General features: G+C 59.8%; 14 protein-coding genes. 5 read left to right on the top strand and 9 right to left on the bottom strand.

The window, feature by feature from the left end; all coding sequences use genetic code 11:
• Positions 1-54: 54 nt before the first annotated feature.
• The 4 genes from glmU to GH657_RS02045 all read right to left on the bottom strand — a co-directional run bounded on the left by glmU (position 55) and on the right by GH657_RS02045 (position 3898).
• Positions 55-1422 (bottom strand): bifunctional UDP-N-acetylglucosamine diphosphorylase/glucosamine-1-phosphate N-acetyltransferase GlmU, encoded by a 1368-nt coding sequence (glmU, locus tag GH657_RS02060; protein WP_153099161.1) that lies wholly within the window; start codon positions 1420-1422, stop codon positions 55-57.
• Positions 1423-1528: 106 nt separating this feature from the next.
• Positions 1529-2500 (bottom strand): tRNA 2-thiocytidine(32) synthetase TtcA, encoded by a 972-nt coding sequence (gene ttcA, locus GH657_RS02055; RefSeq protein ID WP_425495746.1) that lies wholly within the window; start codon positions 2498-2500, stop codon positions 1529-1531.
• A 48-nt stretch (positions 2501-2548) separates the two neighbouring features.
• On the bottom strand, positions 2549-2944 hold the full coding sequence (locus GH657_RS02050) for a dihydroneopterin aldolase (RefSeq protein ID WP_153099159.1): 396 nt from the start codon (positions 2942-2944) through the stop codon (positions 2549-2551).
• Between the two features lie 111 nt (positions 2945-3055).
• Complete coding sequence (locus GH657_RS02045) at positions 3056-3898, bottom strand: SDR family oxidoreductase (RefSeq protein ID WP_153099158.1); 843 nt, start codon at positions 3896-3898, stop codon at positions 3056-3058.
• Positions 3899-3911: 13 nt separating this feature from the next.
• Here GH657_RS02045 and GH657_RS02040 point away from each other — a divergent pair, with 13 nt between their 5' ends.
• Together GH657_RS02040 and GH657_RS02035 are read left to right on the top strand one after the other, a co-directional pair.
• Positions 3912-5156 carry a class I SAM-dependent methyltransferase gene (locus GH657_RS02040; RefSeq protein WP_153099157.1) on the top strand — a complete coding sequence of 415 codons (1245 nt, stop codon included), beginning with the start codon at positions 3912-3914 and terminating at the stop codon, positions 5154-5156.
• Positions 5157-5205: 49 nt separating this feature from the next.
• Positions 5206-5400, top strand: coding sequence for a DUF2905 domain-containing protein (locus tag GH657_RS02035; protein WP_153099156.1), 195 nt, complete (start codon positions 5206-5208; stop codon positions 5398-5400).
• Between the two features lie 21 nt (positions 5401-5421).
• On the opposite strand, the gene GH657_RS02030 is transcribed toward GH657_RS02035, so the two are convergent.
• The 3 genes from GH657_RS02030 to GH657_RS02020 all read right to left on the bottom strand — a co-directional run bounded on the left by GH657_RS02030 (position 5422) and on the right by GH657_RS02020 (position 9397).
• Positions 5422-6669, bottom strand: coding sequence for a multifunctional CCA addition/repair protein (locus GH657_RS02030; protein WP_153099155.1), 1248 nt, complete (start codon positions 6667-6669; stop codon positions 5422-5424).
• Positions 6666-7313: a glutathione S-transferase family protein gene (locus tag GH657_RS02025; protein WP_153099154.1), complete on the bottom strand. Its 648-nt coding sequence runs from the start codon at positions 7311-7313 to the stop codon at positions 6666-6668. The genes GH657_RS02030 and GH657_RS02025 overlap by 4 nt, the downstream gene beginning before the upstream one ends.
• 113 nt (positions 7314-7426) lie before the next feature.
• Positions 7427-9397 (bottom strand): lytic transglycosylase domain-containing protein, encoded by a 1971-nt coding sequence (locus GH657_RS02020; protein WP_153099153.1) that lies wholly within the window; start codon positions 9395-9397, stop codon positions 7427-7429.
• Between the two features lie 20 nt (positions 9398-9417).
• On the opposite strand from GH657_RS02020, the gene GH657_RS02015 reads away from it, so the two are divergent.
• On the top strand, positions 9418-10089 hold the full coding sequence (locus GH657_RS02015; RefSeq protein ID WP_246173970.1) for a 5-formyltetrahydrofolate cyclo-ligase: 672 nt from the start codon (positions 9418-9420) through the stop codon (positions 10087-10089).
• 181 nt (positions 10090-10270) lie between these two features.
• Here GH657_RS02015 and GH657_RS02010 read toward each other — a convergent pair whose 3' ends face one another.
• The gene (locus GH657_RS02010; RefSeq protein WP_153099152.1) at positions 10271-11308 is read right to left on the bottom strand and encodes a hypothetical protein; all 1038 of its coding nucleotides are present in this window, start codon (positions 11306-11308) and stop codon (positions 10271-10273) included.
• 106 nt (positions 11309-11414) lie between these two features.
• A complete protein-coding gene (locus tag GH657_RS02005) occupies positions 11415-11927 on the bottom strand; it encodes a winged helix DNA-binding protein (protein WP_153099151.1) in 513 nt (170 codons plus the stop codon).
• 227 nt (positions 11928-12154) lie between these two features.
• On the opposite strand from GH657_RS02005, the gene pxpB reads away from it, so the two are divergent.
• Positions 12155-12814 (top strand): 5-oxoprolinase subunit PxpB, encoded by a 660-nt coding sequence (gene pxpB / locus GH657_RS02000; protein ID WP_153099150.1) that lies wholly within the window; start codon positions 12155-12157, stop codon positions 12812-12814.
• A complete protein-coding gene (locus GH657_RS01995) occupies positions 12811-13911 on the top strand; it encodes a 5-oxoprolinase subunit C family protein (RefSeq protein ID WP_153099149.1) in 1101 nt (366 codons plus the stop codon). Before pxpB ends, GH657_RS01995 begins: the two co-directional genes overlap by 4 nt.
• Positions 13912-13963: the final 52 nt, after the last annotated feature.

The raw sequence follows: 13963 nt of genomic DNA, 5'->3' as shown, positions 1-13963 counted from the left end.
GTGATCCTTCGTGAGGAAAATATCGACGCATGCCGGACGCACGCGCCGCGCCTTTCAGCGTTTCGGTTTGTGTTTCACCGGACGCACGTAGCCAGTCTTGGTGATCTGGGTTTTGCCGTTCAGCACCAGGGCGTGATCTTCGACGTCCTTCCAGACGGTGGTGCCCGCGGCAATGGTCACGTTGCGCCCCACATGCACGGGCGCAACCAGTTGCGTGTCCGAGCCGACGAATACATCGTCGTCAATCACCGTGCGGTGTTTGTTCGCACCATCGTAATTGCAGGTGATCGTGCCCGCGCCAATATTGACCCGAGCGCCAATGTCGGCGTCACCGATATACGTCAGGTGATTGGCTTTGGTGCCATGGCCCAGCACGGCGTTTTTCACTTCGACAAAATTGCCGACATGGGTTTCGTCCTTGAGGGTCGCGCCGGGGCGCAGCCGGGCATACGGCCCAAGCACGGCGTTGGTGCCGATCTGCGCGCCATCAATGTGCGTAAAGGCATCCACCCGCGTACCGACGCCAATCACGGCATCCCGGATCACGCAGTTGGGGCCAATCGTCACGTCATCGCCAAGCGTGACGTCGCCTTCAAAAACGCAATTCACATCAATCGAAACATCCGCGCCACAACGTAACGAACCTCGCACGTCGAAGCGCGCGGGATCGGCAAGCGTCACGCCTGCAGCCAGCAGTGCCTCCGCGGCGCGGCGCTGATAAATCCGTTCGAGCTCCGCCAGTTGCTGCTTGCTGTTGACACCCAGCGTTTCCCACACGTCATCGGGTTGGGCGCTCACCACGTCGAAACCGGCGGCTGTCGCGCGCTCGACGACATCGGTCAGATAAAACTCGCCTTGGGCATTATCGTTTTTCAGTGAAGCGAGCCACATCGCCAACTGCGCGGTAGGGGCCACGACAATGCCCGTATTGATCTCCGCAATCCGGCGCTGCTCCGCGCTTGCGTCTTTTTCTTCGACAATGCACACGACGCTGCCCGTTTGATCGCGCACGATGCGGCCGTAGCCGGCGGGATCGTCAAGGGTCACGGTGAGTACGCCGTAGCAGCCTTCGGCGGCGCTATCGGTCAGACGTTTGAGGGTGCTGGCGCGCGTGAGGGGGACATCGCCATACAGCACGAGGGTGGGCTGCGCGTGATCGAGCAGCGGGAGTGCCTGCTGCACCGCGTGTCCGGTACCGAGCTGCTCCGCCTGAATGGCGAACTGCACGTCGGGGGCGGCAACCGCGTCCCGCACCGCTTGCGCGCCATGGCCAATCACCACGACGAGACACGACGGATTGAGCGTGCGAGCGGTATCGAGAACGTGGGCAAGAAGTGGCCGGCCAGCCAGAGGATGAAGCACCTTGGGCAGCGCCGAGCGCATACGTTTGCCGGTGCCTGCCGCCAAAATTACGATGTTCATGGCTGTGGCATAAAGCCTAGTTTGGAGCCGTCGATTCTAGCATGCGCGAGGCATGACGCGTGCTGCAAAGCCCTGAAAACAAGGGGTTTTGCAACACGCGCGGCGCTTACAGATCATCGAATGAAACGATGGAAACCGGTTGTGTGCCTGCCGCCATCCCGGCATTGGAGGCGGAGCTGGAACAGGGGTCTTCATCGAAAGCGATATCGCCATCGGGATCGGGCCGACCGGTGGCCTGCAATGCGGCAAACGGAAACAGCGTGGAGTCCATCAGATGCGAAGGCACGACTTTCGATAATGCGTTGAACATGTTCTCGATACGGCCTGGAAAACGCTTTTCCCAATCACGGACAAGCGCTTTCATTTCGGCGCGCTTGAGGTTGGGCTGACTGCCGCACAGGTTGCACGGGATGATGGGGAATTCGCGCAGCTCAGCGTAGCGCTCAAGGTCGGTTTCTTTCACGTAGGCCAGCGGCCGGATCACGATGTTCTTGCCATCGTCCGATTGCAGCTTGGGAGGCATGCCCTTGAGTTTGCCCCCGTAAAAGAGGTTGAGCAGCAACGTTTGCAAGATGTCGTCGCGGTGATGACCGAGCGCGATTTTGGTCGCGCCCAGTTCGCCCGCGACACGATACAGAATGCCGCGACGCAACCGCGAACACAGCGAGCAGGTGGTCTTGCCTTCGGGCACGAGCCGCTTGACTATGCTGTATGTGTCCTGATTCTCGATATGAAATGGGATCTCAAGCTGGGTCAGGTACTCAGGCAGGATGTGCTCAGGAAAACCGGGCTGCTTCTGGTCCAGATTGACGGCGACGATCTCGAAGTGAATCGGCGCACGCTCGCGCAGACGCAGCAGGATGTCGAGCATCGCATAACTGTCCTTGCCGCCCGACAGGCACACCATCACCTTGTCGCCTTCGCTAATCATGTTGTAGTCGCCAATCGCCTGGCCGACCTGACGCGTCAGGCGCTTGAACAGTTTGTTGTTCTCGTAGGCCGCTTTCTGCTCGCGGCGCGTCAGGGCGACTTTGCGCCCGGGGGAGGCATCCAGCGCCTGGGCGTCAGCGCTTTCGATATCGGGCTGAACAGGAAATGCAAAGGCAGGTGTTAACGTCGTCATGACTCAGTCCTCCTTGACACGAAACACTTCGACGCCAACCGCATCGCAATCGGGGTACACATCGGGCTTTTCGGTCGACACCCGGACCGCGCGCACTTGCGGATGCGCCAGCAGGGTCCTGACCAGGTCATCGCACAGCGTCTCCTGCAAATGGATGTGGCCTTGTCCGACACGGCGCGCGATGGTCGAACGCATAAAGTCGTAATCGACGACTTCGCTCAGGTGATCGCCGAGCGGTGTAGATAACGCCAGCGGCACAAACAGTTCGACATTGATGACCACCCGCTGCTCGCCGCGTTTTTCGAAATCGTGCACGCCAATATTGATGTGCACTTCGTAATTGCGCAGAAACAGCCGACGGCAATCAGCAAGCTGGGGATACGGCAAAGCAGCAAACATGAGGGTTCCAGTCGAAAAAAAACGGGCCAGCAAAAAAACGCGAAAAAAATAAAAACAGCGGTGCCTGGGGACAACGAGGGCCATCAGCCATCAGCCATCAGCCATCAGCCATCAGCCACCGGTCAAAAACATCACATCACGTTCCAGCGGCACGAGATGTTGGCCACCATCCACCACCAGGGTCGTGCCCGTCACGCCACCCGCGCCGGCCAGGTAGAGCGCCGCGGCCACCAGATCCTCTGCGCGCGAAGCCCGTCCCAGCGGCGTGACGCGGTGCGCGGCAGCAAAAGCGGCCTCCGTTTGCGCACCGGACGGCAACGTCAGGCCAGGAGCCAGGCCCACCACGCGCACCTTCGGCGCCAGCGCCTGCGCCAGTGCAACCGTTGCGGTTTGAAGCGCGGCTTTGGTCAGCGTGTATGACAAATAATCCGGATTCAGATTGAACAGCTTCTGGTCCAGCACATTGAGCACCACGCTGCGCTGGGTTTCGTCATCAATGGCCGCATCCGGCGTTGCATCGAACAACGCACGGGCCAGTACCAGCGGCGCGCCCAGATTGATCGCCATCATCTGCAGCAGGGGGGTATAGCGGATGTCGCGCGCGTTATCTTCGGTAAAACGCGAGGCGTTATTAATGAGGCACACCGGCCGCCCGAGCGCTGCGATGCAAGCAGGCACCAGTTGCGCAACTTCAGTTTCAAGCGCCAGATCGGCCTGCAACGTCACGGCCCGACGGCCCAACGCGACAATCTGCGCCACGAGCGTCTCGGCTTCGGCCCGCGAGCGGCCACAATGCACCGCGACATCCCAGCCCGCTTCGGCAAAACCCAGCGCCAGCGCGCGGCCAATACGCCGCGCCGCGCCGGTAATCAGCACAATACGCGCGGCGGCGCCCGTCGCAGAATGTGGGCCAGCGCTTGTGGCACGTGGAGGAGAGGCGGAAGAATGGCTCATTTACAATGCGCGGATGAATCCGAAAGAACACCAACCGGGTAGTTTACCCGCTCCTGCTCCGGAGGCGCTTGCGCAATCCGGGGCACTGTCGCAGCACATCCGCACGCTGATCGAAAAAGCGGGAGGCTGGCTGCGTTTCGATCGCTATATGGAACAGGCGTTGTACGCGCCCGGCCTGGGTTATTACAGCGGCGGATCGATCAAGTTCGGCCGTCGCAGCGAAGACGGCAGTGACTTCATCACGGCCCCCGAACTCTCACCGCTATTCGCCACCACGCTCGCGCAACCGGTCGCCCAGGCACTGGCACAAAGCCACACACGTAACCTGCTGGAGTTCGGCGCAGGCACCGGGCAACTGGCTGCGGGGCTGCTCAACGCACTCGCCGCCCATGCTGGTGAGGATCAGGCGAATCTTCCGTTCGACAGTTATTCGATTGTCGATTTGTCAGGTGAGCTGCGCGAGCGTCAACGCGCCACGATCGAAGCGCAAGCACCTGCGCTCGCCTCTCGTGTGCGCTGGCTCGACACGCTGCCGGAACGCTTCGAGGGCGTGGTGCTCGGCAATGAAGTACTCGATGCCATGCCGGTGCGACTCTTCGCGCAAACCGATGGCATCTGGCATGAGCGCGGTGTGACACTGGCTGACGATGGCACGCTGACGTTCTCCGACCGCGCGCTGGACGCATCCCGCACTCCGGATGCACCAGATGCGCCTCCCGGTCACGACAACGCAGCCCTGCTCGCGGAGATCGAAACCGACGGCACCTACCTCACCGAAACACACGATGCCGCACGGGCTTTCACGCATACCGTCTGCACCATGCTCACGCGAGGTGCGGCGTTTTTCTTCGATTACGGTTTTCCGCGCCATGAGTACTACCATCCGCAACGGGCGCAAGGCACGCTGATGTGCCATTACCGCCACCGGGCGCATGGCGATCCATTTGTTTACCCTGGCTTGCAGGACATCACCGCGCACATCGACTTCACGGGTATCGCGCTCGCAGGCACCGAGGCAGGGGCCGATCTGCTCGGCTATACCTCGCAAGCGCGTTTTTTGCTGAATGCGGGTATCACCGAGGCGCTCGCCACGATCGACCCCAACGATACGCGCCGCTATCTGCCCGCAGCCAATGCCCTGCAAAAGCTGCTGTCAGAAGCGGAGATGGGCGAGCTATTCAAAGTGATCGCATTTTCACGCGGCATCGACGGCATGGTCGACGCATTCGCCCGTGGCGATCGTTCCCACACCCTGTGATGAACCTCATGAGCCCCATGAGCCCCATGAACCTGATCGAGCCAATGCCATGCTCCGCTGGCTACTGACGACCTTTATCGCTGTCGCCATCCTCTCGAGCTGCTGGCCCTGGCTGCGGCGGCTGGGGATCGGCCGGATGCCGGGCGATGTCACGCTACGGCTGTTCGGACGCGACTATCCGTTTCCGTTTATGTCGACGCTTGTCATGTCGATGCTGCTTTCGTTCATCGCACGGCTGCTTTAACGCACGAGAAAGTGCCTGAGATCAATCCTGGGCGGCATCGTCCAGTGCCCGCGCGACGGCCTCGACCCGCGCCCGATGCACAGCCTCACGAATCAGCCCGGGTTGTGCCGCGCACGTTTGCGCCACCGCCCCGGCATCGACGGCACGCGCCGCGACCAGCGCCACCCGCAAACGCTCAGCCTGCGGATAGGTACCGCTCTCGAACCCCAACCGTCCTCGCGCGTCCGCCTCGCAAGCCTGCAAGGCTTCGGCAAAGCGCGCGGGCTTGCGCAACGCATCGCAACGCTCGAACAGCCGCACCAGCCCCGCCGCGCCGGTATCCGCCACGCGATGAATATTGCCGTGCTCACGTGCCACCAGCAGCGCCAGATCGCGGCACTCGTTCGGCACGCGCAAACGCTCGCACAAAGGCTTAAGCAAATCCACGCTGCGTCCTTCATGGCCCAGATGGCGCGGCAATATATCGGCAGGCGTCGTTGCCTTGCCTAGATCGTGAGTCAGCGCGGCAAAGCGCACGGGCAAGGCATAGCCCCGCGCCGCCGCATGATCGACCACCATCATCACGTGCACGCCGGTATCGACCTCGGGGTGAAAATCGGCGCGCTGCGGCACGCCAAAAAGCGCATCAACTTCAGGCAAGACCCGCGCCAACGCCCCGCACTCGCGCAACACCGCGAACATCCGCGAAGGCTTGGGCTCCATCAGCCCCCGCGCGATTTCCTGCCACACGCGCTCGGCCACGAGTGCATCGACTTCGCCTGCAGCCGTCATGCGCTGCATCAGCGCCATTGTTTCTGGCGCCACGCTGAAATCAGCAAAGCGTGCTGCAAAACGCGCGACACGCAAAATGCGCACCGGATCTTCGATAAATGCATCGCCGACATGGCGAAACACGCGCGCCGCCACATCCGCCTGACCGTTGAAAGGATCAATAACCGGGCCTGTCAGCACGCCATCGGGACGGACTTCGCGGGCCATCGCGTTGATGGTCAGATCACGCCGCGCCAGGTCCTGCTCGAGCGTCACATCCGGGGCATAGAAAAACTGGAAGCCGTGATAACCCGCTGCGGTCTTGCGCTCCGTGCGAGCCAGCGCGTATTCGGCGTGCGTCTGGGGATGCAGGAACACCGGGAAATCCTTGCCGACAGGCCGATACCCTTGCGCGGCCATCTGCTCGGGCGTCGCCCCCACCACCACGTAATCGAAATCTTTCACGGGCACGCCCAGCAATTCGTCTCGAATCGCGCCCCCCACCGCGTAAATATTCATACGCCGATAGCATCGCTGGAAAGGCGATGCTGTTCGTTTTGCGCCTCGCGGATCCATGTCGCAACGGCAGGTAGCGCGGTGACGCGTGCAGCGTAACTTGCCGCGACAGGAGATAGCGCAGGCTGCCAGGTATTGAAGCGCATCACCACGGGGGCATACATCGCGTCGGCAATGCAGAACTCACCATATAGGAACGGTCCGCCGTGGGCTTCGAGGCAAGTGCTCCAGAGGGTTTCGATGCGCGCGATATCCGCCAGCACGCCAGGCGTCACGCCCTGCCCCGGAAACGACCCGCGAATATCCATCCACATGTTCGCGCGCAGGTCCGTAAAACCCGAATGCATTTCGGCGCTAATGCTGCGCGCCTGGCTGCGCCGCAACGCATCACGCGGCCATAGCGCATGTTGTGGAAAATGCTCTGCGAGCGTCTCTGCAATCGCCAGTGAATCCCACACCCGCAATCCGCCCTCGCCGATCAGGCATGGCACCTTGCCAGACGGCGAATACGTGAGAATCTCCGCGGTCGAATCCGCTTCGTGCAATTCAATCGGGATTTCAGTGAAGGGAATGTCGAAATGCTTGAGCAGCAGCCATGCGCGCATCGACCATGACGAATAGTTTTTGTCACCGATCACTAGTTTCATGGCGAACCTCAGCAAGGAAAGGTTTGATGCCGCAGCCAAGCCAGGCCAGGCACAACGACAAACGCCACGGCCATGCCCCCGGACAGGGCATGGCCGTGGCGGCGGTAGAAACGTTACGGCGTGATGTAACCCAGACGCGCCTTCAGCGACTGCGGGCGTCCTTCGAACAGAACCCCGTAGTACACGGTGTTCGACAACACATTTTTGACGTAATCACGTGTTTCCTGGAACGGGATGGCTTCAGCGAAAATCGCACCCTCAACCGGACCGGGCAAGGTTTTGCGCCAGTTGCGCGGCCGTCCGGGGCCGGCGTTATAGCCGGCTGTCGCCAGCACGGCGGAACCGTCGAACTGGTTATAAACCATCGCCAGATAATTAGTGCCCAACAGGATATTGGTGTTGAGATCGTTCATCTGTGCCCGGGACACCGGCCCCAAACCGATCTTTTTGGCCACCAGTTGCGCCGTGCCAGGCATCAGTTGCATCAGGCCACTGGCACCGACTTCAGAGCGCGCATTCAGAATGAAGCGCGACTCCTGGCGAATCAAGCCATAAGCCCATTCGACATCAAGACCGTTGGACTGCGAATCGCGCTCGACGATATCGCGGAACGGCGACAGATAGCGCAGCGAGAAATCGTGTTCGGTTCTGGTTTTGTCCGCGGTATTGACTGCACGGTCTAAAAGCTGGATACGGCGGGCGTACTCGGCAGCGGCAATGAGTTCGCGGTCGCTCATGCCGCGCAGCGGCCAGTTCCATTCGCGGTTGCCTTCCAGGCGCAAATTGAGTTGATAAAACCGCTGCGACAGCGCAAACCCCGGTGTCATACCCGCTTGCTGGACTTCCGCATCGGTCACCGTGGTTTTAGGTGGAATGGTGATTTTCTGGCCGAGTTCTTCGGCTGCCAGTTGGCCGTAGAAGTTGTAGCCCGGCGCAATCTGGGCGAACTCCTGATTGGCTTGCGCACTGTCGCCGCCTTGTTTGAGCGCACGCGCATGCCAGTAAATCCATGCGGGCTGACTGCGCAGCGCCGCGGGCATCTGCTCAATCGACCAGCGCACCATCGCCCAGTCACCCGCCACCAGGGCCATCCGTGTCCGCCATTCGTAAGCAACGCTGGAAAGCGCGCCATTGGCCGACAGGCGATACCAGTCCACCGCCCCGGGCATCTGCTTGAGCGCCGCCTGATAAGCAATCGTGCCCCAGCCGGCGGCTTTTTCGGCTGCGCTCAGCGACGGTGCCAGTGGCGCAAACGTGGTAGCAGCCAACACCGGATCGTTGCGCGCCATGCGCGTGGTCGCTAACAGCGCCAACTGATGCGACTGGGTGTCGCTGCCAACCCCACGCGTCAGCGCCAGCGGTGGCGTGCCAAGCGCCTGGTTAAGCGCTGCCGGGTCCGGGCTCTGGCTGCCTAGCGCATCCACCAGCTTACGGCCCGTGGTGGTTTGGTTTTGCTCATAAGCGAGACGAACCTGCTGCCAGACATCGTCACTGGAAAACTGCCGTGCAGCCGCCAGCGCCGTTACCAGATCGACGCAGCCCTCACCGTACTTGCGCGGCTCGACCAGCAACGCGCGTGCGGCATCGGCGACGTTCTCGCCACGTGCGGCACGCGCTTCGAGCGCATAACATTTCACCTGGGTGTCATCGTCCAGCACAAAGCGGGCATACTGCGATTCGAAATTGCGCCAGTCATGCCGTGCGCCCAGTACCAGCAGATAATCGTTGCGCATACGGTCGGCGATCGCCTGGCCGTCGTACTTCTTCAGGAATGCGAGAATCAGGTCATCCGGCACATCTGTGCGCGCGCGCCCTTGCGTATCAAACAACTGCGGTTTGATCTGAAAATACTCAAGGTATGACGGAGCGGGATAATCGGCAATCGTGGCCGCCAGTTGGGCCGCCCGCGCGGGATCGTTTTTACGCGAGGCTTCGCGTAACTGGATGAAAGTCTGGTCATCGCTGGAGGGAACGAACAGCGGCGCCGGCTGTGCCACGGCCATGGGAATGCAGAGCCCGGCAAATACTGCCGCAGCTAGCGCCAGACCAGCCGCGCGATATACTCGGACAAGGCGTTTGGACATCTTTGTTTCTGGAGCACGAAGTGGCACAAAGCATAGCATGCAACCCCCTGGCCGAAGCGAAAAAGGCCTTGCGTCAAGCCCTGCTAAAAACCCGTCGGCAGATCGCATCGGACCCCGCGCGCAATGCTGCGCTGGGCCGTCATGTACTCGATGCTCTCAAGCGTCATGCGCCTGCCTGCGTGAGCGCTTACTGGCCGCTTGCCGGTGAGTTCAACATGCGTGGCGCACTAGCTATCTGGCTCGCCCATGGCGGGGGCCGGCAAATCGGCCTGCCGGTCATCGTGGCCCACGATGCGCCGCTCGAATTTCATCGCTGGAGCCCCGACATGACCATGCGGCCGGGCTTCCGCGACATCCCCGAACCCACGTCGGACGAGGTCGTGATTCCCGAGCTGCTCTTCGTGCCCTGCATCGGGTTTGATGACGCGGGCTACCGGCTCGGCTACGGTGGGGGTTTTTACGATCGCACCCTGGCCGCCTGGCCTCACGCAACCCGGCCCATGACGATAGGCATCGCTTACGAAGTCGGACACGTAGCCCAGTTGCCCCGACAACCGCACGACGTGCCGCTCGACGCAATCATCACCGAAACCGGCTGGCACACCCCGTCGGCCGCTCACCAGCAAGAAGCTGCCGATGGCCTGGGCGGCTTGAACCACAGCGCGGGTAAGCCGACGAAAGTTAAAGATTAAAAACCGCTAAATGACGCTGTATGACGTCGACGCTGCAAAACCCCAGACATGCGAAACGCCGCCGGAATTAGAGCAGTGGCTTTCGTGATCTGGGGCGGGTTTTATCTTTAGCCATCGGGTTCATGATTAAACTCAATGCAATAAACGACAAGCCGAGCAGCATCTCGTCACTCATCCTCCATTACGTGGTGGATGGCCACATATTTTGTGTCAGCCGGATATATTTCATGATGTCGGAATTTTTTACGTGATCGCTGATTGAATCAACCACGACGACGAAAACAACCAGCGCGGATAATTGCGCAAACTTGACCGTTTCGGCATTAAATTCGCTTTTCTTTACACCACACTTATATTGAGTTATCGCCCTTTCAAATAAACGCTTTTCTTTTATGGTGGAACAATTACAAGACGAAAATTGGTTACATGCCCTTCTGAAATTGGACCACATCGATGTATCGCACTTCAGAAATAACAACACTTCCCCGTCCCCGGAAATTAACCGGGAGTATTTGATCGGCGGCTCCACCGGGAGACGGAATGAATACTTCCGATTGATATCCATAATGATATTTTTTTGCCGAGTCTCCGCCTCAATGTGAAGCCTGGCGTAATTTAATGCCGAGCACCGCAAGCACTCATCGGCTAGCAGGTAATCAGAAGAACCAGAAGAATCAGATTCTGCCTGCGGGTTGACGTGCAGGGCATGCTCGACAAGAAGCATTTTTATCCGCGCCACGTTTTCAGCACCACCCAGAGCTGCCGTGATGACTCTGGAATTTTCACGCGCCTCCATGATTAATTCCGGTGCATTTTTTTCGAAATCCTTTTTAACTGAACCCGATTTCAGATGTTCGTCATACACCCTGGTTGAAATAGTTTCAGGAAATTCAAATTTACTGATTATTTCCTGCAACCTCATCAGGCTAGAGCGGGCTGGATCGACATTGCTTCCACTTTTCGCCGCAGTCAATGACGGCGCCTGGTTAATATTATTTTTCTTTAGAATAGAAGAAGCATCCTCCACTATCTCCCCGCCCTCGGGAAAAGTGGTCCCATGAAACATCTGCGGATATTTGATCGAATTGTCTACTACTGAATCACTGGAAATCTCGACACTTTTAGAGAAAGTCGCTGGCGGTTTATTTTCAGGCCACACCTCCATTTTTATCTGCGCCGGGCGTTTATTAACAAGGCCACTGAATAAATAATTTTTCATGGTTTCAAAGCAGGCAAATGATTAATGTGATACGCCCGCGACTTTAACCTGTCGACTAGCGCGCTTATCCGTCCGAGCCTCATCCGGGATGACTACATAAGCGGCTCTAAAGCGAGGCGGCAGCCCGCGCCGCCGAATCGTACAGTCCGGACGCGTGCCGCAGTATGTGCGCCGCAACCCCGATCTGCTCATTGGAAAGACCGCTTTCGCGCAACACGGCGATCAGGCAGCTTTCACGCACTTCACGATACTCGAGGCACAAAGCCTGTCCTGCATCCGTCGTCGAAAAAAACACTTCCTTGCCGATTTTTTCGCTTTTTACATACCCGCCTGTCACTAACTTCTTGAGCGCATAAGTAACGATGTGCGTGTCTTCGATGTTGAGCACGAAGCAGATGTCCGCCAACCGTTTGCGGCGCTCCCGATGCCCCACATGATGCAGCACGGAAATCTCGATCGGCGTCATGTCCTTACCGCCCGCAGCCAGCATGCAGCGCATCATCCAGCGGTTAAAAGCATTGCCCGCCATGATGAGGCCGTATTCCAGTTCGGACAGCTCTTCACTCGTATCCGAAACAAGATGTTCCGAAGCAACAAACCGGGTTAACGAACGCGTCATGCGACAGTTCTCCAGATCAGATTGACAGATGCCAGGCAGTGTACGACGCGCTCGACTCACTTTATTTCAGGAATCTTCCGGCAACAAACCACGAATGCTCCGCGGCACACCCTTAAATCGGCCGGAATACCGCATTCTCCGAACGGCCCTGGTGCATCGTACATACCTGGACGCTGCATCTTGCCGACCCGCTTGCCGCTTTTTCTGCCTTGACCTCCTCGTTCATTATGATCCAGCCACATATTTACCTCCTCGGAGATTCCGCACTGGTCTGCGACATACCCACACCCGCGACGCTTGAGCGTCAGCGGCAAATCTGGACCATGGCCCAGGCTGCCTATACCTGGCCGCATGTCCTCGACGTGGTACCGGGAATGAATAACCTGACGCTGATCTTCGATCCGCTGCAAGCCGACAGTGCCATGCTCGCCACTCAATTGCACACCGCCTGGCATGCCGCCGGCAAAGCGCCCAAGGCCGTGTCGGGGCGTGAAATCGAAGTTCCCGTGCACTACGGTGGCCCATTCGGCCCCGATCTGGAGGATATCGCCGAACACACCGGGCTCAGCGCCAGCGAAGTCATCGCGCGCCATACCCAGGTGGAATACACCGTCTTTTTCGTCGGTTTTCAGCCGGGCTTCGCTTATCTGGGCGGGCTGGATCCCATCCTGCACGCCCCCTTGCGCACCCAACCCCGGACCATGATCGCAGCGGGTTCGGTCGGTATCGGCGGGAAACAAACAGGCATCTATCCAGCGACCGCTTCTAGTCGCTGGCAGTTGATCGGTCACACTCCCCTCACGCTGTTCAACTCCTCCCTTACCCCCGCCGCGCGGCTCCAGTTTGGCGACCGTGTGCGCTTTACCTGCGCCGGAGCCACCCCATGATCGATGTGAAACGCGCAGGCATTCTGACTACGATCCAAGACCAGGGACGGCACGGCAAGCGTCATCAGGGCATAGCTCCTGGCGGCGCACTCGATATGCTGGCGCTTGAGGTGGGCAATCGTCTCGTCGGCAACCCGCCCACAGCAGCCGGGCTGGAAATCGTCATCGGCCCCGTTGTGCTGCGTTTTTTGCGCGCCACGCGCATTGCGTTAAGCGGTGCGGAGTTCGGCGCGACGCTCGATGGCCAGCCCGTGTTCACCTGGTGGAGCCAACCAGTGCGGGCAGGACAGGAACTGGTGTTGCCCGCAGCCCGCGACGGTGCGCGCTGCTATCTGTGCGTGGCGGGCGGAATCGACGTGTTGCCGGTGCTCGGCTCACGCAGCACCGATCTGACAGCGGGTTTTGGCGGTTTGGGCGGCCGGGCGCTACGTGATGGCGACCGGCTACCGGTCGGCGTGTCCACGTTGCAAGCGAGCGGTGGCGCCTTAAGCCCGGATGCCCCTGCCTTCGGCATCAAGGCCCCGGCCTGGTGCAGCTTCGCGCGTCAGCGAGAAACGTTGCGCCCGATCTGGTCAGCCGTGGCGGGCAGCACCTCAGCGCTGGAGATTCGCATACTGGCCTGTCCGGAATACCGCCACTTCGCGCGTGAAGCAAGGCAGGCATTGGGCACCACCGAATGGTGCGTGAACATCCATAGCAACCGCATGGGCTACCGCCTCGAAGGCAACGCGCTCCAGTATGACGCTCCGCGCGACCTTCTCGCGCACGCGGTGTTGCCCGGCACGATCCAGGTGCCACCGAATGGCCAACCCATCATCCTGATGAGCGATGCGCAAACCATGGGGGAATATCCAAAGATTGGCGTGGTGATTCGCGCGGACATCTGGAAGCTCGCCCAGGTGCGGCTCAACCAGACAATCCGCTTCGTCCTCACGACCTCCGGCGATGCGCTGGACGCATTACGCGACATGCAGCGTTATTTACGCCAGATCGACGCGACAATCGCCCATCAGACACAGCGCACCATGCCGTGCAAGGCGCGCGTGACATCCGATGCGCCTCAGTACCCTCGCCACACCCGCATGACAGGGCACTGAATCAAGCCTCCAGACTATCGGCCCATCACTTCGGATCAATCTGATCGAAGAC

It is taken from the genome of Paraburkholderia hayleyella, assembly GCF_009455685.1.
GTDB lineage: Bacteria > Pseudomonadota > Gammaproteobacteria > Burkholderiales > Burkholderiaceae > Paraburkholderia > Paraburkholderia hayleyella.
The sequence above is the reverse complement of the archived record's forward strand: the minus strand, read 5'-3'. Positions and strand labels throughout refer to the sequence as shown.